The 19,773-nt window shown below is 43.7% G+C and carries 20 protein-coding genes; 13 read left to right on the plus strand and 7 right to left on the minus strand.

Annotation, left to right across the window (positions count from 1 at the left end; all coding sequences use genetic code 11):
* Positions 1–42: 42 nt before the first annotated feature.
* Positions 43–1,821: an aromatic amino acid hydroxylase gene (locus tag IDJ75_RS20605; protein WP_191177552.1), complete on the minus strand. Its 1,779-nt coding sequence runs from the start codon at positions 1,819–1,821 to the stop codon at positions 43–45.
* A gap of 142 nt (positions 1,822–1,963) precedes the next feature.
* Positions 1,964–2,920 (minus strand): lysylphosphatidylglycerol synthase transmembrane domain-containing protein, encoded by a 957-nt coding sequence (locus IDJ75_RS20610; RefSeq protein WP_191177553.1) that lies wholly within the window; start codon positions 2,918–2,920, stop codon positions 1,964–1,966.
* A 202-nt stretch (positions 2,921–3,122) separates the two neighbouring features.
* Between IDJ75_RS20610 and IDJ75_RS20615 the strand changes: the two genes are divergently transcribed.
* The 8 genes from IDJ75_RS20615 to IDJ75_RS20650 all read left to right on the plus strand — a co-directional run bounded on the left by IDJ75_RS20615 (position 3,123) and on the right by IDJ75_RS20650 (position 10,026).
* Positions 3,123–3,992: a carbon-nitrogen hydrolase gene (locus IDJ75_RS20615; protein ID WP_191177554.1), complete on the plus strand. Its 870-nt coding sequence runs from the start codon at positions 3,123–3,125 to the stop codon at positions 3,990–3,992.
* 139 nt (positions 3,993–4,131) lie between these two features.
* A complete protein-coding gene (locus IDJ75_RS20620) occupies positions 4,132–5,175 on the plus strand; it encodes an agmatine deiminase family protein (RefSeq protein WP_191177555.1) in 1,044 nt (347 codons plus the stop codon).
* Positions 5,176–5,380: 205 nt separating this feature from the next.
* Positions 5,381–5,923, plus strand: coding sequence for a transposase (locus IDJ75_RS20625; RefSeq protein WP_191177556.1), 543 nt, complete (start codon positions 5,381–5,383; stop codon positions 5,921–5,923).
* Between the two features lie 230 nt (positions 5,924–6,153).
* The gene (locus IDJ75_RS20630) at positions 6,154–6,975 is read left to right on the plus strand and encodes a LiaF transmembrane domain-containing protein (protein ID WP_191177557.1); all 822 of its coding nucleotides are present in this window, start codon (positions 6,154–6,156) and stop codon (positions 6,973–6,975) included.
* Positions 6,976–7,028: 53 nt separating this feature from the next.
* Positions 7,029–7,364: a DUF4288 domain-containing protein gene (locus IDJ75_RS20635; protein ID WP_191177558.1), complete on the plus strand. Its 336-nt coding sequence runs from the start codon at positions 7,029–7,031 to the stop codon at positions 7,362–7,364.
* Between the two features lie 22 nt (positions 7,365–7,386).
* The gene (locus IDJ75_RS20640; RefSeq protein ID WP_224746699.1) at positions 7,387–8,421 is read left to right on the plus strand and encodes a sensor histidine kinase; all 1,035 of its coding nucleotides are present in this window, start codon (positions 7,387–7,389) and stop codon (positions 8,419–8,421) included.
* Complete coding sequence (locus IDJ75_RS20645) at positions 8,418–9,164, plus strand: LytR/AlgR family response regulator transcription factor (protein WP_191177559.1); 747 nt, start codon at positions 8,418–8,420, stop codon at positions 9,162–9,164. Before IDJ75_RS20640 ends, IDJ75_RS20645 begins: the two co-directional genes overlap by 4 nt.
* 157 nt (positions 9,165–9,321) lie before the next feature.
* Positions 9,322–10,026, plus strand: a complete 705-nt coding sequence (locus IDJ75_RS20650; RefSeq protein WP_191177560.1) for a L,D-transpeptidase family protein — start codon at positions 9,322–9,324, stop codon at positions 10,024–10,026.
* A gap of 143 nt (positions 10,027–10,169) precedes the next feature.
* Here the strand turns inward: IDJ75_RS20650 and IDJ75_RS20655 are convergent, their stop codons facing one another.
* The 4 genes from IDJ75_RS20655 to IDJ75_RS21355 all read right to left on the minus strand — a co-directional run bounded on the left by IDJ75_RS20655 (position 10,170) and on the right by IDJ75_RS21355 (position 12,681).
* The gene (locus tag IDJ75_RS20655) at positions 10,170–11,060 is read right to left on the minus strand and encodes a flavin reductase family protein (protein ID WP_191177561.1); all 891 of its coding nucleotides are present in this window, start codon (positions 11,058–11,060) and stop codon (positions 10,170–10,172) included.
* A gap of 129 nt (positions 11,061–11,189) precedes the next feature.
* On the minus strand, positions 11,190–12,185 hold the full coding sequence (locus tag IDJ75_RS20660) for a fumarylacetoacetate hydrolase family protein (RefSeq protein ID WP_191177562.1): 996 nt from the start codon (positions 12,183–12,185) through the stop codon (positions 11,190–11,192).
* Positions 12,182–12,466 carry a hypothetical protein gene (locus IDJ75_RS20665; RefSeq protein WP_191177563.1) on the minus strand — a complete coding sequence of 95 codons (285 nt, stop codon included), beginning with the start codon at positions 12,464–12,466 and terminating at the stop codon, positions 12,182–12,184. The genes IDJ75_RS20660 and IDJ75_RS20665 overlap by 4 nt, the downstream gene beginning before the upstream one ends.
* An 83-nt stretch (positions 12,467–12,549) precedes the next feature.
* Positions 12,550–12,681 (minus strand): hypothetical protein, encoded by a 132-nt coding sequence (locus IDJ75_RS21355; RefSeq protein ID WP_262892115.1) that lies wholly within the window; start codon positions 12,679–12,681, stop codon positions 12,550–12,552.
* A 115-nt stretch (positions 12,682–12,796) separates the two neighbouring features.
* On the opposite strand from IDJ75_RS21355, the gene IDJ75_RS20670 reads away from it, so the two are divergent.
* The 4 genes from IDJ75_RS20670 to IDJ75_RS20685 all read left to right on the plus strand — a co-directional run bounded on the left by IDJ75_RS20670 (position 12,797) and on the right by IDJ75_RS20685 (position 16,358).
* Positions 12,797–13,954, plus strand: coding sequence for a homogentisate 1,2-dioxygenase (locus tag IDJ75_RS20670; RefSeq protein ID WP_191177564.1), 1,158 nt, complete (start codon positions 12,797–12,799; stop codon positions 13,952–13,954).
* Between the two features lie 96 nt (positions 13,955–14,050).
* The gene (hppD, locus tag IDJ75_RS20675; protein WP_191177565.1) at positions 14,051–15,175 is read left to right on the plus strand and encodes a 4-hydroxyphenylpyruvate dioxygenase; all 1,125 of its coding nucleotides are present in this window, start codon (positions 14,051–14,053) and stop codon (positions 15,173–15,175) included.
* A gap of 107 nt (positions 15,176–15,282) precedes the next feature.
* On the plus strand, positions 15,283–15,780 hold the full coding sequence (locus tag IDJ75_RS20680; protein WP_191177566.1) for a TspO/MBR family protein: 498 nt from the start codon (positions 15,283–15,285) through the stop codon (positions 15,778–15,780).
* Positions 15,781–15,818: 38 nt separating this feature from the next.
* Positions 15,819–16,358: a hypothetical protein gene (locus IDJ75_RS20685; RefSeq protein ID WP_191177567.1), complete on the plus strand. Its 540-nt coding sequence runs from the start codon at positions 15,819–15,821 to the stop codon at positions 16,356–16,358.
* Between the two features lie 280 nt (positions 16,359–16,638).
* On the opposite strand, the gene tamL is transcribed toward IDJ75_RS20685, so the two are convergent.
* Complete coding sequence (gene tamL, locus IDJ75_RS20690; protein WP_191177568.1) at positions 16,639–19,032, minus strand: translocation and assembly module lipoprotein TamL; 2,394 nt, start codon at positions 19,030–19,032, stop codon at positions 16,639–16,641.
* Here tamL and IDJ75_RS20695 point away from each other — a divergent pair.
* The gene (locus IDJ75_RS20695) at positions 19,023–19,772 is read left to right on the plus strand and encodes a TrmH family RNA methyltransferase (protein WP_191177569.1); all 750 of its coding nucleotides are present in this window, start codon (positions 19,023–19,025) and stop codon (positions 19,770–19,772) included. The two genes, tamL and IDJ75_RS20695, sit on opposite strands and share 10 nt — an antisense overlap.
* Position 19,773: the final 1 nt, after the last annotated feature.

Genomic DNA, 19,773 nt, shown 5'->3' on the forward strand with positions numbered 1-19,773 from the left:
GTACGCTCTATAGATGTGTTACTGCAAATTTAGTATTGTTGGTTAAACTATCAACTTCTCCTCTACAGGGTGTTTAATGAGGTACAATCCATCGCTTATCAGTTTTTTATATTCGGGCTCATTAATGGCTTTCTGCTCCAGAAACTGCCTTATATCGGCGGCCAAAGCGGGTTCAGCCTCTTCGTGATCTAATAGTTCCAATATCTCTAATGCGCACAACCAGTCATCATGATGGAATTTTTGCAGCATCATCCACACATTACCTAAAAAGCCAAGATCGCCGCCTGTATGCCTGCGGTTACGTACCTGCTGGTAAAGCTTATGCAGTTCTTTAGTATTATGGTCGTATTCTGCATGATGGGTACCCGTGTTCGATTTGTAAGCTATCTCTAAAAAGGCATCTTTATCTGCCGCGCCGCAAAATACCGAGGTTATTTTTTCACCAACCGCCATGTCATAAACACCCCACGAAGGGTTGAATAAGACACGCCCTTTTTCGTCCAAAACGGTACATTTTTCGACCTTCAAAAGGATAATTTTGCCATTTTCAGTACTAATACCTTCCAATTTGCCCGAAACAGTTATTCCGCTCTCAAAAGCAAGGGAAATTTCGTTGCCCGTTTCTATTCCGGCAATTTTAAGGTCATCGGCAGTAAAATCTTCCAGCGGTTTTTCATAACCCTTAAGCTTACCAACCGGCGAGCTAAAGCCATCTTTATGGTAGTTTTTACCGTGGCCTTTCAACTGTTTGTTGCCAATGGCCAGCGCGGTCGGCCCCGTAGTTTTGATAAAGGTTGGCTCACCATTCTCACCTGCCTTATACTCCTTAAACGTACCCGACACCTGCAAGCCTGAGCTATAAACCGCAGTACATGTATTTTTACTGTCGATAGCTTTTTGCAGGCCATAAGCCCCGCCACGGCGGAACGACATGGTATCGGCAAATTGCTCCAACACATCTATCAGATTTTGAAACGTAGGCGTTACAAAAAGCTGTGGCTGCGTTTTGGTGATATCGTAACTGTAATTAACCGCATCGATAGTATAGGAAAGCTTTTTAACCTCGTCCATCATACAACTGGCGCTTTCGCCAATTGAGGAGAGCAGGCCTGCGCCGTAGATCTTCGGATCTTGCAGCGTACCTATCAGTCCGTATTCAACCGTCCACCAGTGCAGGCGGCTTAGCAAGGCCATTTCAGATGGTTCACCCATATTGTCCTGTTGCCAGGCAACCAGTTCATCAGCTTTTTTTATTTCTTCGGGATCGGCATCGGGCATTTCCTTTAGTATGGATAGGGCACGGATAGCCTCGTACAACTCAAAATCCTGCGCACTGAACATAGCCTTAGCCCCTATCGAACCAAAATAACTCAGGTATTCGTGGTAATCCTTATCGGCAATAATAGGTGCGTGCCCGGCCGATTCATGGATAATATCAGGCGCGGGGGTATATTCAATATGCTTTAACTGGCGGATATCGGCAGCAATAACCAGCACCCGGTAGGCCTGGTATTCCATAAAGGCAGCGGGCGGGATAAAGCCATCAACCGTTACAGCGCCCCAGCCAATTTTGGCCAGCGCGTTGTTCATATCCTGCAGGTCGGGAATCTTCTCAATGGTGAGCCCCGCTTTTTGCAGCCCGGGGATATAGGGGTAATAGGCTACATCTTTAAGATAGCTATAGTTTTGGCGCATTACATAACGCCACACGGCATGATCTACCGGGGTATAATGCTCATAATGTTGACTAACAATAAATTGCTTTAAATGGCGGGGTAATGCCGCAACCTGCGGGTTATTAAAATCATTAAAATCGCTCATTCCGTATCTTCAGGTTTATAATAGTAGAAACGCGAAATTAGGAATTATGGTTTAGGAAAATAAAGATTGCATCAGCAAAATTGCATAATTATTACCTTTTATTACGAGGGGGAAAACATGAAAAGAATTAAATATCAAAAAACTATTTAATTTCCAAATTATCTTCCGTTTTAGGCAAGCCCTCTTCCAACCGGCTTGGGCGAAGCACATAATAAACGCCCGACAAAGCCACAATAATAGAGATAAGGTAAAAAGAGATGGGCAGGAAAACTGCCAGATCAATATCCATAGGAAAAACCCTTGATAACTGCTGAAAAACAGTTTCGCGAATGCCCGCGCCGCCCACACTTATAGGGATAATAGTGGCCAATGCCGAAATAAGGAACGACAACAAGTAAGGTGAGAACTTGCCGGTAAAATCCTGGCCGAAAAGGATAAATACAATAGCAGTTACCTGTAACGCTTGTACTGCTACTGCCTTTAAATGCGCCTGCCAAAAATAATGGGTGTAATCCCTAAAAAACTTGTAAGCCACAAAATAGTAGATGGCTGATGCGGTTATAAAAATACCCAGTGGGATACCGATATGCACATCTATCTGCGGGATCAAAAATATCAGCATTACCGTTATAAGCCCGATAGCCCAAAGGCCGCTTAGCCTATCAAACATAATGGCCCAGAACACTTTTTTAGCGGGCAGTTTATAGTTTTTATTCAGCAGGTAAATTTTATATCCATCGCCGCCAATGCCACCCGGAAGCAGGAAATTATAGAATAAGCCCAACAGGTATAAACGAAAGTTAAAACGTGGGTCGAGCTTTAGTTTGATAGATTTAAAGAAGCTTGATAACCGCCACGACGACATAACAATAGAAGCGAAAAAGCAAACTAATGCAGCAAACATCCACCAGTAATTGGCATGCATCAGCCTTAATTTTACCTTTTGCAAAGGCACTTTGCTAAATACATAGTACAACAATGCTACTGTAACCGCGAATTTAAGTACCACCTTTGTAATACTCCATAAACGTTGTTTCCAGGTTTTAGGGGCAACCAGTTCCTGCGCTTCGTCTTCCTCGGCTTGTGCTAAGTCTTTCATTCGGGTGCAAAGGTAATAAATTAGTGATTAGTTGATTTGCGGGTGCTATTTAGTTAACAAATCTTAACAGTTGTTTTACAAAGCTTATTTAATTATAGGGTAAAAAAGTTTACAATTGTATGAGTGGCTGAACTTAACTAACCTTCAATCGCTATTCTGTAATCTCTAAAAAAAGGGTAAATTTGCGCAAAATTTGTATCAAATGGGTAAGGTAAATGTTGGTATAGTGCAAATGACCTGCACGGCAAATAAACAGGAAAACCTGGACAAGGCTATTGTTAAAGTACGCGAAGCTGCCGCTAAAGGCGCGCAGATAGTTTGCTTACAGGAACTTTTTACATCGTTGTATTTTTGCGATGTAGAAGATTACGATAACTTTAAACTGGCCGAAGCTATCCCCGGCCCATCAACCGATGCTTTGCAAAAAGTAGCGGGCGAACTGGGTGTGGTGATCATAGCCTCATTATTTGAGAAACGCGCGCAAGGCGTTTACCACAATACCACAGCCGTTTTAGATGCCGATGGCAGCTACCTGGGCAAATACCGCAAAATGCATATCCCTGATGACCCGGGCTTTTACGAGAAATTTTACTTCACCCCCGGTGATTTGGGTTACAAGGTTTTCAAAACCAAATTTGCTACCATAGGTGTGCTCATCTGCTGGGACCAATGGTACCCTGAGGCAGCCCGTATCACCGCTTTAATGGGTGCCGAGATCTTATTTTATCCAACCGCTATTGGCTGGGCAACCACGCAGGACGAAGCCACCAACGTTAAACAATACAATGCATGGCAAACCATACAGCGCAGCCACGCTGTTGCCAATGGCGTACACGTGGTAAGCGTTAACCGTGTTGGCGAAGAAGCCGGCGTTAAATTTTGGGGGGGCTCGTTCTTTGCCGATCCGTTTGGCGAGGTTTTGCACCAAACCACGGTTGAGCAGGAAGAGGTGATTGTTAAGGAGCTTGACCTGGATCAGTCTGATTACTACCGCAGCCACTGGCCATTTTTACGTGACCGCCGCATAGATTCATATCAACCGATAACAAAACGTTTATTAGATAACGATTAAATAACCGACATCACTCCCACGCGTCATTGCGAGGCACGAAGCAATCTCTTTAAGCATGCCCTTCATGCAAGGTGTACAAATATCCTAAAGAGATTGCTTCGTACCTCGCAATGACGGTTTTATTATAGATAACACCACCATGAGCCAACAATCAAACCTACCTACCGGGTTCCACTTCCCTGCCGAATGGGCCAAGCACACCGCTACATGGCTAAGCTGGCCGCATAAGGAGGCTTCGTGGCCGGGTAAACTGGGCATGATATACGGCAAGTACGCCGAGTTCATCAAAGTGCTTACCGAAGGCGAGATCGTGCGTATCAACGTGGTTGATGAGCAGATGGCGGCCTTTGCCAAACAGCAGCTACAAGCTGTTGGTGCCGACCTGAGCAAGGTTGAGTTTTTTGAGTTCGGTACAAATGACGCCTGGTGTCGTGATCATGGTCCTGCGTTTTTAGTGAATTATGAAACTAAGGAAAAAGTAATTGTTGACTGGGGCTACAACGCCTGGGGCGACAAATACCCTCCGTACGACCTGGATGATATTATCCCTACAAAAATTGGCAAACAATTTAACCTGCCGGTGTATCACCCCGGTATTGTAATGGAAGGTGGATCAGTTGATTTTAACGGCGCGGGCACTTTGCTAACCACTACAGCCTGTCTGCTCAATAAAAACCGCAACCCACATTTAAACCAGCAACAAATTGAAGAATACCTGCAAAACTACTACGGTGTGGAGCAGATATTGTGGCTGGGCGATGGCATTGTTGGCGATGATACCGATGGCCACATTGATGATATTACCCGTTTTGTAAATACCGATACCGTGGTTACCGTGGTTGAGCACAACAAAAACGACGAGAACTACCACCTGCTGCAGGAGAACCTGCAAACCCTGAAAACCATGCGCCTGCTAAATGGCAAGCAACTCAATATTGTTGAACTGCCCATGCCCGAGCCGGTGATATATGATGATCAGCGCCTGCCTGCCTCATACGCCAACTTTTATATTGGCAATGCCGCTGTAGTAGTGCCTACCTTCCGCTCGCATCATGATGATAAAGCATTGGATATTATACAAGGCTGCTTCCCCGACAGGAAGGTTGTAGGTATCGATTCAACAGATATTATCTGGGGTTTGGGGAGTTTCCATTGCCTTAGTCAGCAGGAACCGGCGGTGTAAGGTTAATATCGTAGAGACGCGATACTTCGCGTCTCCTTTAGGACGATGCCGAACCATTCATTACACAATATTCAATCGTAGAGACGCGATACTTCGCGTCTCCTTTAGGACGATAATAAATAATGCATTAAAGCATATTCATTAAAGACGCGAAGTATCGCGTCTCTACAGCAAAAAATGGATCATATTGCGTCCATATCGCAAAATGGAAGATAAATACAAAGATAAATACCGGGTACCGCCAGCCAGGCTAAAGGGCTGGGACTACGGTTCTCATGCTTTATATTTTGTACCCATTTGTACAAAAGATCGCGTCACATATTTTGGGGAAATTGAAACAGATCTGCAAGGCATCACATCATTACAAAAGACACATATTGCCGATATAGCTTACGCTAATTGGTTGAAAATCCCTGAATTTCATCCATATGTAGAATTAGATGAATTTATAATTATGCCCGATCATATCCATGGGATATTATTCATCAATAAGCCAGATAAAATAACCTGGGAAGTAAATAAGGCCGGGGCTCAATCAAAAAATTTAGCTTCTATAATCAGAGGGTACAAATCGTCGGTAAAACAATATGCGATGCTTAATAATATTGATTTTACCTGGCAACCCCGTTACTACGATAGGGTTATCAGAGATCACAAAGAATATTTAAATATACAAGAGTATACCTATAATAACCCCGATAAATGGGAACGGGATGGCAGAAGCTTTGAAAACTTTTACAAACCGTAGAGACGCGATACTTCGCGTCTTAATAAACATTTCAGGCAGATAGCGTATGCATTACCGTCCTCATGGAGACGCGAAGTATCGCGTCTCTACAAATGCTACATTCCCCCAACCTAATTTTTCACCGACAATTTACACCCCCTTACCGACTTGTTTAACGCTATTGCCAATAATACATTTGCATATCTGTAATCTTACGTTAGTTTTGGTTAAGATTTAAATAGAAGAATACCATGTCTAATCATATAAACGATATAAACCGCACCCCAAAAAACAAGGTTTTAGCCGGGGTAATCCTATTGGCAGTAGGCGGTGTACTGCTCCTTAAACAATTCAACCTGTTCTTTTTCCCACACTGGTTGTTCAGCTGGCCAATCCTGCTCATCATTTGGGGCATGTATTATGGCGCCAAATATAACTTCCGTAAGCCATTCTGGTTTATACTGGTCATCATAGGTTTAGGCAACTTACTTGACGATGCCATCCCCAATTTTGACGTTAGCGACATCATTTGGCCGGTAATGCTTATTGCCTTTGGTGTATGGATCATCCTGAGAAAAAGGAATGAACCCACTGTACAAAACGCCGATTACTGGGACAAAAAATACAAGGCCAACCCCTACAGCGGCGAAAAGCCATTAGCAAACTTTGATACCGAAGGCACAGAGGCGAATACAGCTGAGCCTATAGGCAGCATGCCTCCCCCACCATCACAAGATGATTACCTGAACGCCACTGCCGTATTTGGCGGGGTTAATAAAACCATCCTGTCAAAAAACTTCCAGGGGGGCGATATCACTAACGTATTTGGCGGCACCGAGCTTGATTTTACACAGGCCGACATACACGGACGTGTGGTTATTGATATTACCCAGATGTTTGGCGGCACTAAACTTATTGTACCTGCCAACTGGCACGTAATACCTGATCTGGCTGCCGTATTTGCCGGGGTTGACGATAAACGTATAAAAACTACACTGGCAAATACTACCGATAAGGTACTGGTACTAAAAGGTGTATCGATGTTTGCGGGGGTTGATATCCGCAGCTATTAATAACAACATCCATTTCAATTACTATCAATATAATTTAAAAGGAGACACAAGTTATGAACTGGTACGTAGCAAAATTAGTGTTCAGGGTAATAAGCGGCAGCGGCGACCACAACGCACAGTTTGATGAGCAGTTGCGCCTTATACATGCCGAAACCGAGATACAGGCATACGAAAAAGCAAGCACCATTGGCCACGCCAACCAGGACAGCTTTTTAAACGTACAAAAGCAAACCGTTAAATGGCAATTTATTGATGTTGCCGAGCTTAACGTATTAAGCGGCCTAACCGATGGCACCGAATTATATTACAATATACATGAAGCTGAGAACCCGGACCTTTACATAGCCTGGGCACATCATAAAAGCGCCCTGCTGGGTGCAAAAAACTAAACATCACCTTAAATAAAAAGCTTTGGCTGCATCACAATTATCACATTCAAAATTAATTGGGGCTTTCCTGGTCTGCGGGCTGGTTTGGGCCTGCCTGCAAGCCTATATCATACATAGTTTTGGCTTTGTATGGTCTACGGCTGTTACAGACAGCGCCATGAGCGCCGTACTGCTATCGGGCGCATGCTGGCTCATTAACAATAACCTGCGCTATTACCAACCCGATAAAGAAAGCTACGTTTACCTGCTGATATGGTGCGCCGCACTTGCCGCCGCCTGTATTGCCGGTTGCCGGTATATTTTGCCTTTGTTTAATATGGGGCAGGTGTATTTTAACTTCCTGCAGCAATCATTAGTTATCCGCTTTTTCACGCTGTTCCTGGCCATTGGCTGGATGGCCATGATCAGTGCTTTATGGTATACTCAACTGGATCATAAACGTACCGAAGAACGTAAAACAGAAGCCGAGAAACTGGCCCGCGATGCCGAACTGTATAACCTGCGCCAGCAGCTTCAACCCCACTTTTTGTTTAATAGCTTAAACTCTATAAACGCGCTGATAGGCTTTAAGCCCGATGAAGCCAGGAGGATGATACACCAACTGTCGGACTTTTTGCGCGGCACCTTAAAAAAGGACGACCAGCTTTTGGTGCCATTAACAGATGAGCTTACACACCTTAATTTATACCTGGATATAGAAAAAGTACGTTTTGGCCACCGCCTGCAAACCGAAATTAGCTGCGACGACAAATGCGGCGAATCTATGCTGCCTTCTCTTTTATTACAACCCCTGGTAGAGAACGCCATAAAATTTGGGTTATATGATACTACTGAGGATGTTACCATAAGCGTGCGTGCTGAAACTGAGGACCAGTACCTCATTATTATGATACAAAACCCTTACGACCCCAAAACCAGCCGCCGCAGCAAAGGCACCGGTTTTGGCTTAAGCGGAGTACAACGCAGGCTTTATTTGATATTTGCGCGTAATGATTTGATGGAAACTCACGCAAATGATAATATATTTACAACCATAATAAAAATACCGCAGTTATGATCAGCGCTTTAATTATTGACGACGAGCCCTTGGCCCGTATGGTTGTACAAGAATATTTGCAGGCATTCCCCCTGATAGAGGTTTTGCAGGAGTGCGGGGATGGTTTTGAAGGCCTTAAAGCCATACAGCAACACCAGCCCGACCTGATATTCCTTGACGTGCAAATGCCAAAAATAAACGGCTTTGAAATGCTGGAACTGGTAGATAACCCGCCCGCGGTAATATTTGCCACCGCGTTTGATGAGTACGCCATTAAAGCCTTTGAAGCCCACGCGGTTGATTACCTTTTAAAACCCTTCAGTAAAGAACGCTTTAATAAAGCCATAGAAAAACTGCTGGCCCAGGCACCCGCCGGCCCTACCCCGGTTACCAAAACTAACCCGTTGCTTGAGGCTGCCGCGCAATCGCCGGCACAAAACGAACGGATTGTGGTTAAAACGGGTACTAAAGTAAAAATTATTGCCGTGCAGGATGTTGAATACCTGCAAGCCGATGATGATTATGTAAGCGTAATTACCGCCGAGGGCGCTTTCCTGAAAAATAAAACGATGGCCTTTTTCGAGAAAACGCTCGATCCAAGGTATTTTGTGCGCGTGCACCGCTCATACATTATAGCCATACAGCAAATAACCCGTTTAGACCCATACGAGAAAGACAGCCACCTGGCCATCCTGAAATCAGGCGCCAAGATCCCGGTAAGTAAAACAGGTTATGTAAAGTTGAAACAGGTATTGGGGATATAATCAATTCCAATGTAGAGACGCAATATTTTTGCGTCTCCCCTCCGGCATTTAAACCTATCTAAAGGAAACATGAAGTATCGCGTCGAAAGAATACTTTATTAATTATTCTTTCAAACTAATTTTTTAGGTATATTTATCTAAACTAATTTTTAGATAGATGCCTAAGCTGTTTTTCATACTGCTGTTATCCTTACTGGCAACAATAAACACAATTGATCTGCCTGATAGCAAACGCGCGAGCGATGCCCGTAAGGCTATCTGGCCAAAGCTTCAGAAAGAACTAACGGAACAAAAATTCGATAGCAGGTACCGAATATATATCCGCATCATCAAACAGCTTGATCTGATAGAAGTATGGGCAAAAAAAGGCAGCAAATATGAGCTGTTTAAGCGATACAGCATCTGCTATTACTCGGGCGGCTTAGGCACTAAGATAAGCCGGGGTGATGGCAAAAGCCCCGAAGGCTTTTATACTGTTGGCGCCAAACAGCTAAACCCGGTAAGTAATTATCACCTGGCTATAAATATTGGCTACCCAAACAAATTCGAAAGGTTAAAGGGCTATACCGGAGATGCCATCATGATCCACGGCAACTGCGCGTCCATCGGCTGCTACGCCATGACGAACCCCACCATTGAAGAAATATACACGCTTGCATACAAAGCGCTTGAGGCAGGGCAACCCAGTATCAATGTAGATATTTTTCCGTTCAGGATGACGGCTGAACACATGAAAGAGTTTGAAAAATCGCCTTACATCGGGTTTTGGAAAACCATGAAACCCGGGTACGATCTGTTTGAAAAGAACCACCTGCCGCCGGTGGTGAGCGTTGTAAATAAACAGTATGCGTTTGGGAAATAATATAATGCAGAGACGCAATACTTTGCGTCTCCCGCGAAGTATCGCGTCTCTAAGATAACACTGTCAGTCTGAGCCTGTCGAAGACCTAAACACTCAGACCAACTCGCTAATGGTTTGACAATCTCACCATGACATATCCTAAATTACTCCGCCAGCAACACCATCCATGCCTCTTCTACCCTGCCTTCATCAAGCAGTTGTTTGGCTTTTAAATGCAGCTGCAGTTCGCGGGTTTGGCTATCGCCGATGGTAGCATCGAAGATCTCTTTCAATTCGTAGCTTTGCGCGTAGGTCTCAATGGCCTCATCGGCAGGTAATTCTTCCACATTACCCAACTGGCCCAGGTTGTTCCCGGTAAGCACTTTTGAATTGCGGATGGCATGAGGGATGGAATCAACCCCGATACCAATGGTACGCACCGGCTTTGCTACTTTAAACAGGTTATCGGCGGTAACGCGGCAGTACCAGTCGCCGCCAAGTCGCCCCACCTGGTCTGTTTTAAACTGATCAATAGCGCCGTCTTCATCCAATATATTCTCGCTGATATGGATAACCTTTATTTCGGCTATCACCAAATTACCGGCACCGGGTGTATCGCCCAGGCTGATGATCTCTTTCACCACGCATTCCAATTGTATAGGCGATTCAACCACACGGGGTGGTTTCACCTGCTCGGACGGCAGTTCGGTCAATCCCGCTTTAATGAACTCGTTTATGCCCGCCGGGTATTCCACACTTGACAGCGACACCTGCTGCACCATATCGTAATTTACAATATTGATTACACACTCGGGTACTTGCTGCAGGTTCTCCAGCGTATGCTTGGTTGTATTATCCCTCACCCTGCGCGATGGCGAAAACACGCACACCGGCGGGTTAACGCTAAACAGGTTAAAAAAACTAAACGGACTAAGATTTACATTACCCTCCGCATCTACAGTTGATGCCAGGCAAATAGGCCTTGGCGCCACCGCATGGTTCAGGTACGCCTGGATCTGTAAGGGAGTAAGGTTTTTTGTTTCGAGGGATAGCATGTTGGTGTAGTATACAAACCATGTAATTGCGAACAATAACGCGGCAATCTCTCAGGGCATTCGGATATGCTGAGGTTGCCACGTCGTTACGATCCTCGCAATGACATGGTTATTATGACGGTACTTTATTTATTTTTTCAATCCTAAAATTGAAAAATCATCATTACTCTTTTTAATAATATTACCCAGCATACCTAAGCCGGTTATTTCCATTTCAACCAAATCATTAGGTTGCAGCCATTGGGGCTGATAGTTGGGATCGTTAAGCAAGCCGGTGCCATTCAGTTCCAAAAAGCAGCCGGTACCTACCGTGCCCGACCCTATCACATCGCCAGGCAAAACATCGCAGCCATAGGCACAGCGTTCTATGATCTCGGCGAAGGTCCAGTCCATGTCAGCCATATTGCCGCTGCTAACTTGCTTGCCGTTTACCACGCATTTCATTTCCAGGTTATAGGTAACCCCTACGTGCCCTTCTTTTGGCGTGGTTTTGTATTGCTCCAATTCATCAGGCGTAACCAGCCATGGGCCAATCACGGTCGAAAAATCTTTGCCTTTGGCCGGGCCAAGGTTCAGCAGCATTTCTTCCATTTGCAGGGTGCGGGCGCTCATATCGTTCATTATCATATACCCTGCAATAAAGCTATCAGCTTCGGCAGCGCGTATGTTGCGGCCTTTTTTGTTCAGCACAACAGCTACCTCCAGTTCAAAATCAAGCTTCTGGAAATGGTCGGGCATACACTCAATTTCGCCGGGGCCTTGTATGGCGTTATGGTTGGTAAAGTAAAAAATCGGGTACTGGTCAAACTCGGCAATCATATCTACCTTGCGGTTGCGGCGGGCAGCAGCAACATGCTGCCTGAAAGCGTACCCATCGCGGCATGATGTTGGGTGTGGCACGGGGGCTATTAACTCATAAAACAGTTCCTCTTTAGCTTCTATTTTACCGCTTTTAATATCAGCGTTAACCTTTTTGGCATGATCCATCAACTCCTCGCCACCCCATAAAAATTCATTCATGTTATCGGGTATCAGTTTATCGCACGAGTTTAGATTATAGATATGGCCGTTTATATAGATGCCTAAATGCTCCCGGTCTTCGGTTTTGTAGGATACTAATTTCATAAGTCGGAATTGGTTTTAGATGATTTGAATAGCTTCATTAATATGATGTTCAACAATACAATAAACACGAATGCAATAAATAGATCAGATGCTAACTTAACAAGGTCACCCTCAAAACGAAAGCCGGTAGATATAGCTGATTTACTGGTAAATATGGTTAAAAAGTAAAAGGGGAATCCTATTACATAAACACCATTTGATGCAGCGTTAAGTTGTGAAAATATTAGAGTAATGATAATCCATATCAATACACCCAAAAAGGTAGCTTTAGTTTTATTCACAATTGGCTTATTGGTCTGTCAAAACTAAACATTTTTGCATTTGTTGTATCAACTATTATGCTTGCATATTAAATTTATTACACTTAATTTTGATACCAATGATGAGCATTAAAAAACAGTTTTACTTTTCCCTTGGGCTTACTTCTATGAGTAACTCCTCTTCTTTCAGGGATGCTGTGCTCTCCAAGATCGCGTTGGCGCAATTCTAATTTCATTCCGTTTTTTATAAGTAATTGGTGGTATCGTACTATTTCGATACGCAACCCGGTATCCTATAATTTAAACTTTTTGAACGCTTAAAACGTTCTTAATAAACCAATTAATTAAATCATGCCTGTTTACCACACTTTAGGGACCATCCCGCATAAGCGGCATACGCAGTTCCGTAAGCCCGACGGCACTTTATATGCCGAAGAACTGGTTTCAACCGAAGGGTTTTCCAGTCTTTATTCGCTGGTTTACCACGCTTACCCGCCTACCATCGTAAAAGAACTGGGCGAACCATATTCGGTTGAGCCCAAAATAGCGCGCGAAAAGCATCTTAAACATACCAGCCTGATAGGGTTTAATATAAAGCCCGAAGATGACTATTTAAAGAGCCGTAAACCGGTGCTGGTGAACAGCGACCTGCATATATCATTGGCTGCCCCGCGCAAAAGCATGACCGATTATTTTTACAAGAACAGCCAGGCCGACGAGGTGATCTTCATCCACGTTGGTTCGGGTACTTTAAAAACCGGTTTCGGGAAAATCAAGTTTGAATATGGCGATTACCTGGTCATCCCCCGTGGCACCATTTACCAGCTGGAATTTGACAATGAGGACAACCGCCTGTTCATCGTAGAAAGCTTTAGCCCTATCCGTGCGCCAAAACGCTACCGGAACGAATATGGCCAATTGATGGAACACTCGCCTTATTGCGAGCGCGATATTAAACGCCCCACCGACCTGGAAACCATCGACCAAAAAGGCGATTTTAAGATCCTGATCAAAAAACAGGGGCTTATATACCCGTACACTTATGGCACCCATCCGTTCGATTTTGTAGGCTGGGATGGTTTCCATTATCCATGGGCATTTTCTATCCATGATTTTGAACCGATAACAGGCCGTGTGCATCAACCACCACCTGTACATCAAACATTTGAGGGCCACAACTTTGTGATCTGCTCATTTGTACCGCGGAAGTTCGATTACCACCCATTATCAATCCCTGCACCATACAACCACAGCAATGTAGATAGCGACGAGGTTTTATATTATGTAGACGGCGACTTTATGAGCCGCAAAAGCGTAGTAAAAGGCCAGATAACCCTGCACCCGGGTGGCATACCACACGGCCCTGCACCAGGTTCGGTCGAAAAATCTATCGGCAAGGAATTTACAGATGAACTGGCTGTGATGATTGACCCCTTCCGCCCGCTGATGCTCACTGAGGACGCCGTAAATATTGAGGACGGTAATTATTATAAAAGCTGGGTGATTTAAGAGAATTAAGACAGTAAGACACAAGAATCAAGACATAGGATTTGGGGACGGCAATCACTAATTCGCTAACTCACTAAATCACTAATTAAATAAACAATGGAAACATTAACATTAGATACAAAACCAACTACCACAGATTTTTTGCCGCTCAACGGTACCGATTATGTTGAATTTTATGTGGGTAACGCCAAACAGGCCGCCCATTACTATAAAACCGCTTTCGGCTTTCAGGATTTGGCTTATTCGGGCCCTGAAACTGGTGTGCGCGACCGTGCATCGTACGTTTTGCAACAGGGAAAGATCCGTTTGGTATTAACCACCCCGCTTCACTCTGACCATCCTATTGCTGAGCACATTAAAAAACATGGCGACGGTGTAAAGGTATTAGCCCTTTGGGTTGATGATGCTTACGATGCTTTTGAGCAAACTACTAAGCGTGGTGCCGAGCCATACCAGCAGCCGCAAACCATTAAAGATGAGCATGGCGAAGTACGTACAAGCGGTATAAAATTATACGGTGAAACCGTTCACCTGTTCATCGAACGTAAAAACTACAGCGGGCCGTTCCTGCCGGGTTATAAAGCCATGCAAACCACCTACCAGCCGCCTGTTGCAGGGTTACTGTATGTAGACCATTGCGTAGGTAACGTGGGTTGGCATAAAATGAACCAGTGGGTTAACTTTTATGAGGATATTATGGGTTTCCGCAACATCCTTACGTTCGATGATAAGATGATCTCGACCGAGTACTCGGCCCTGATGAGCAAGGTAATGAGCAACGGCAACGGTTACGTAAAATTCCCGATAAATGAACCTGCCGAGGGTAAAAAGAAAAGCCAGATTGAAGAATACCTGGAGTTTTATGAGGGCGAAGGCGTGCAGCATTTGGCATTGGCCACTGCCGATATTGTAAAAACCGTTACCGACCTGCAAAGCCGCGGTGTTGAATTTTTAACCGTGCCTACAACTTATTACGACGAGCTTACCGCCCGTGTGGGTAAAATTGATGAAGACCTGGAGCCACTAAAAAAGCTGGGCATACTGGTTGACCGCGACGATGAGGGTTACCTGTTACAGATATTCACCAAACCGGTTGAAGACCGCCCCACCTTGTTTTTCGAGATCATACAGCGTAAAGGTGCAAAATCCTTCGGTGCGGGTAACTTTAAGGCCCTGTTTGAAGCCATTGAGCGCGAACAGGAACTGAGAGGCAACCTGTAAGAATAGATTTGAGATAAAAAGCCAGACATTTTTGTCTGGCTTTTTTGTGTACCTTTATAAAACATCATATCTAAAACATTTTAGTATAAATAGTTTTATAACAGATTATGAGAAGCAATTTACCCAGCAATAAATTTCAACCGTTAGCATTTACCATAAGCCTTTTAATTACATTGACTATTGGCGTAGTGGCATCTATTTTTACCCGGCCCGAAATTAAAACGTGGTATATTACTTTAAATAAACCATCCTTTACCCCGCCTAACTGGCTTTTCCCCGTAGCATGGACTACGCTTTACATTCTTATAGCCGTTTCGGCATACCTAATCTGGAAACTTAGGGATGGGTCATCAACCTATAAAACGGCTGCTATAATTTACGTTATACAACTGGCGCTTAATTTTTCATGGTCAATAGTGTTTTTTGGCATGCACCAAATCATGGGCGGGCTTTTTATTATTGTTGCCCTGCTGGTTACCATTATCCTTAATATATCCTGGTTTAACCGGTTTAGTAAAACTGCTGCCTGGTTACTGGTTCCTTACCTTTTGTGGGTTAGCTATGCTACTTTGTTAAACATTAGTATTAGTGTGCTTAACAAATAAGAAAAACACTATTTTTATTGCACGTTTACGTGCCCAAAATGAAAAGAATATTCTTTACCTGCTTACTGCTTATAGCCGCTACCGCTTTTAGCTTTGCGGATACCATTTCCATCAATCACTTTGTAGTAAAAGAAAACCCTTTTGCTAAAGACGAGATAGCTATTGTAGCGGTAGATACCGCCAAAAACATCCAGGAGAATGTAAACGGTAGTTTCGCTTTTAGTATAAACGGCTTTACCGAACAGTTAACGTTTGATAAAGGTACCGCTTTTTACAGGCATAAGCTGGACAAATCGATGTTTGTGTACGCCCGCCACGAAAATGATAATGGCACGCACTCTATGCTATATTATGTTTACAGGCACGATAGCAAGCTTACCCCGGTTAAAATAAGCTGGATATTGCTTATATCAATCCCGTTAGGGTTGATACTATTGGGGTATCTGTTTAAACGCTTTATTATTATCGCGCTCATCATCTTCTGCATATTCCTGTACTTTAACCATAGTAATGGCCTAAGCATACCAACATTCTTCCAGAGTATTATAGACGGGTTGAAAGGATTATTTGCGAGTTAGAGGGTTTAGCTGTTGCTTGTGTTCGGAAATAATCAAACCCCTAATTTTGGCTAAAACCTTATCAATTTTTGCTTATAATCCGTTGAGCTAAAGCCAACGGCAATGATTAATGCAAGATAATTCTGATGATTTTACATTCTATCCGTCCCATTTATGGGACGGATAAAAAACCGGAAAGGGGGCTTTAGCCCCAACTCTATTCTTCCGAACACCGATGGTGACAATACAATAAGGGCAAAAAAACCGCGTGAATGAACTATTACGTGTGTTAAATCACTAATTAAAACGGCAACCCTATACCAAAGTTAAGCTGCATAAAGCTGTAGCCATCGCCCACTACTTTACCGCTTGCATCAATACCTGTTTTGTTATTCCTGAGGTAAGCCTCTTTAAAGCTGCCGTTACCAAATACTTCGCCAAAGTGCTTAATGAACACCCACTGGTCTGCTCCGCTAAACTGCGGGTCTTTAAATTTAAAGGCAGCATCCAGTCTGAAAATAAAGAAGCCCAGATCGAACCTTAAACCCGTACCTATACCTATTGCAGTAGATTGCAGTATGTTATTGAACTTAAACTCACCGTTGGGGTTATCAGCCGTTTTATGCAAACGCCAAACATTACCGGCGTCAATAAACATTGCCCCTTTTAGTTTAGCTCCAAAGAAATTATCAACAAGCTTATACCGATACTCGAGGTTGGCCACCATTTTTATCTCGCCAAACTGATCGAGGTATTTTAAGCGGGCACGGGTGGTATCGGCCCTGCCATCAGTACCATAACTGGCACGGTTAAACTGCCCGGGGCCAAGGGTACGCGGCAACCATGCACGGATATCATTAGCGCCACCGGTATAAAAATTCTTCTCAAATATTAGCTGGTCGCTATTACCGTAAGGGATACCTATACCCGGGTTAAAGCGAAATATGAGTTGTTTTTCGCCGCCAAGGCTGCGGTACCAGCGGTAATCGATCTCAGTTTTTACGTATTGCGAAAAGGCGAAACCAAACAAGGTGCGCTGGCCAAGGGTATCTTTTGGAGCATTAAATGCTTTACTTAACAGGCTAAGTATGCCGCCGCCAAGGTCTAATCCGCCTCTAAAATAAATGAAGTTTTTGTAGGAGTTTAACTCATTAGCATTGTATTGAAACGTATATTGGCTACCTAATGTAAAAGTTTTGCGCCCAATTAAGTACACGTACGAATAACGGTTTTGCCTTAACAATTCCTCCCGGGCAACAGGGTCAATACTACCGCTGGAGAATTCGATATTAATGGGTGTGACAGAATGTTGTTTACGGGCCGTTTCAAAAAAGTCGTACGTAATGGAGTTAATAAAGCTTTTACGCTCCACTAACCCTTTTTGATAAAATAGCTGATAGTTGGTTGAAAACGTGGTGTGTGGCACCCCAAATTTGGCCAGGTTAGGGAATTTAAAGGGCAATAACAACCTTGGGTAGATAAGGCTCACCCCGGCCCTGAAATCCTGGTTCTGTATCCCGTCGTTTACTGCCGAGTTGCCGTTATCGAACAAGATGCTCCAGTTAAGTTTAACCTGTAAAATAGCGGCCTGTTTAAAAATATTGCGGTTGGTAAATGTGTTGCCCAGGTTATAACCAAAGCGACCCTGGTTAAACAAAAATTCAGCCTCAACGCGGTCTGTCATCCGTTTAAGAGGCACTATATCTATTTTTGTATTCAGGCGGTTGGTACTGTCAGATAATTTCTCATATGTAGGGTTGGGCACATTTCTGAACACATTCAACTCAGACAATCGCGTGGTTGTCAGGGTTTGCTTATCAAGGTCATACAGTTCACCTTTACGCTGAAAAACGTAGTCGGTAGCTGTACGGGGTTTAAACCTGCCAGAAAAATCAACAAATCTGAATTGCGTATCTACCTGTATGGTGTCGGCCTTGCCAGTGGTGCGGCCGTTACTACGGGCAATAGTAATTAAGGTGTTGTTGATGGTATAAATTGGATGTTCTTTTTTTCCTTCCGGGTTATCAATGGTCATTACCACATCAACAACACTTTTGTTAAAGCTCGAATCGGGCAGGTAGTTAATATACTGGCGGTAAAAATCAAAATAACCGTTACGCTTCATCACCTGGTAAAACTGGTCGCGGTCATAAGCAAGGCTATCTGTATCAAAACGGCTGCCTTTGTTTAGATGTGTATATTGCTTACGCGTACTGCGGTATAACTCCTGCACTTTAGGGTCAGCAATGCTATCCCTAAAATTGCGCACTTTAAAAAGCGGGCCTTCGTTTGCTGTAAATATGAGTTGAGCTTTTCTCTTTTTAACAATTATGGAGTCGGCTACTTTAGCTTTCAAAAAACCTTTGTTAACCAGGTACTTTTGTATTTGCAGGCGCGAAAACTCAACAAGGTTACTATCCAGCAGGGCGGGTGCCTCGCCTATTTTACGCTTTCCTTTTTGGCTAAACAGGTAATAAAATTGCAGGTTAAGCCAGTTGTTGGGCTGTTGCTCTTTATCAATATAATTGAGGGATTCTTCTGCAAATTCTTTATCAACGCCTTTAATAGTAACTTTGCGCACAATGGCCTGGTTATCTTTTAGCCCGCGCGTAACACTACAGCCGGCACCAATAATAACCACTAAAATACTTAATATTGCAAGACGTAAATGCCCGGGTATATTATATGCTTTCAAAATCACAGATCAGTTTACTAACGTCCTTACAACATAAAAAGTTTCGCAGGGAACATGATTTATTTATGGTAGAAGGATACAAATCGATAACTGAATTTATTGATTCTGATTATCAAATCCATACCATATATCACACGCCTGACATTGCCCCAAAATTGCTTAAATTATCCCGAAAAATAAACTTTCAGGAGATTTCTTTAAACGACCTGAAAAAGGTGAGCGCTTTAAAAACCCCTGCTGATGCTATTGCAACCGTTAATATACCGCAATGGGGCGATCTAAACCACATAACACTAAAAAATAAGTTTAGTTTGGTGCTCGATGGTGTGCAGGATCCCGGCAACCTGGGCACCATTATCCGCACGGCCGATTGGTTTGGCATCACCAATATCATTTGCTCTGAAGATACGGTTGATGCCTATAACCCAAAAGTTGTACAGGCAACCATGGGTTCGTTGGCGCGGGTAAACATTACGTATACCAACCTGGCGGGGCTAATATCGGCCGCAAAACTGCCTGTTTTTGGTACTTTATTAAATGGCGATAACATTTATTCAACAAATTTTGGCACCGAAGGGCTGCTGGTAATGGGCAACGAAGGTAACGGCATACGCCCTGATATTCAGCAATTAGTGACCAAAGCCATCACCATTCCGCGCATTGGAAAGGCCGAATCATTGAACGTGGCGATAGCTACCGCTATATGTTGTTCAGAACTTACTGCAAAAAGCTACAAATAAA

It is taken from the genome of Mucilaginibacter rigui (genome assembly GCF_014773275.1).
Taxonomy (GTDB): Bacteria; Bacteroidota; Bacteroidia; order Sphingobacteriales; family Sphingobacteriaceae; genus Mucilaginibacter; species Mucilaginibacter rigui_A.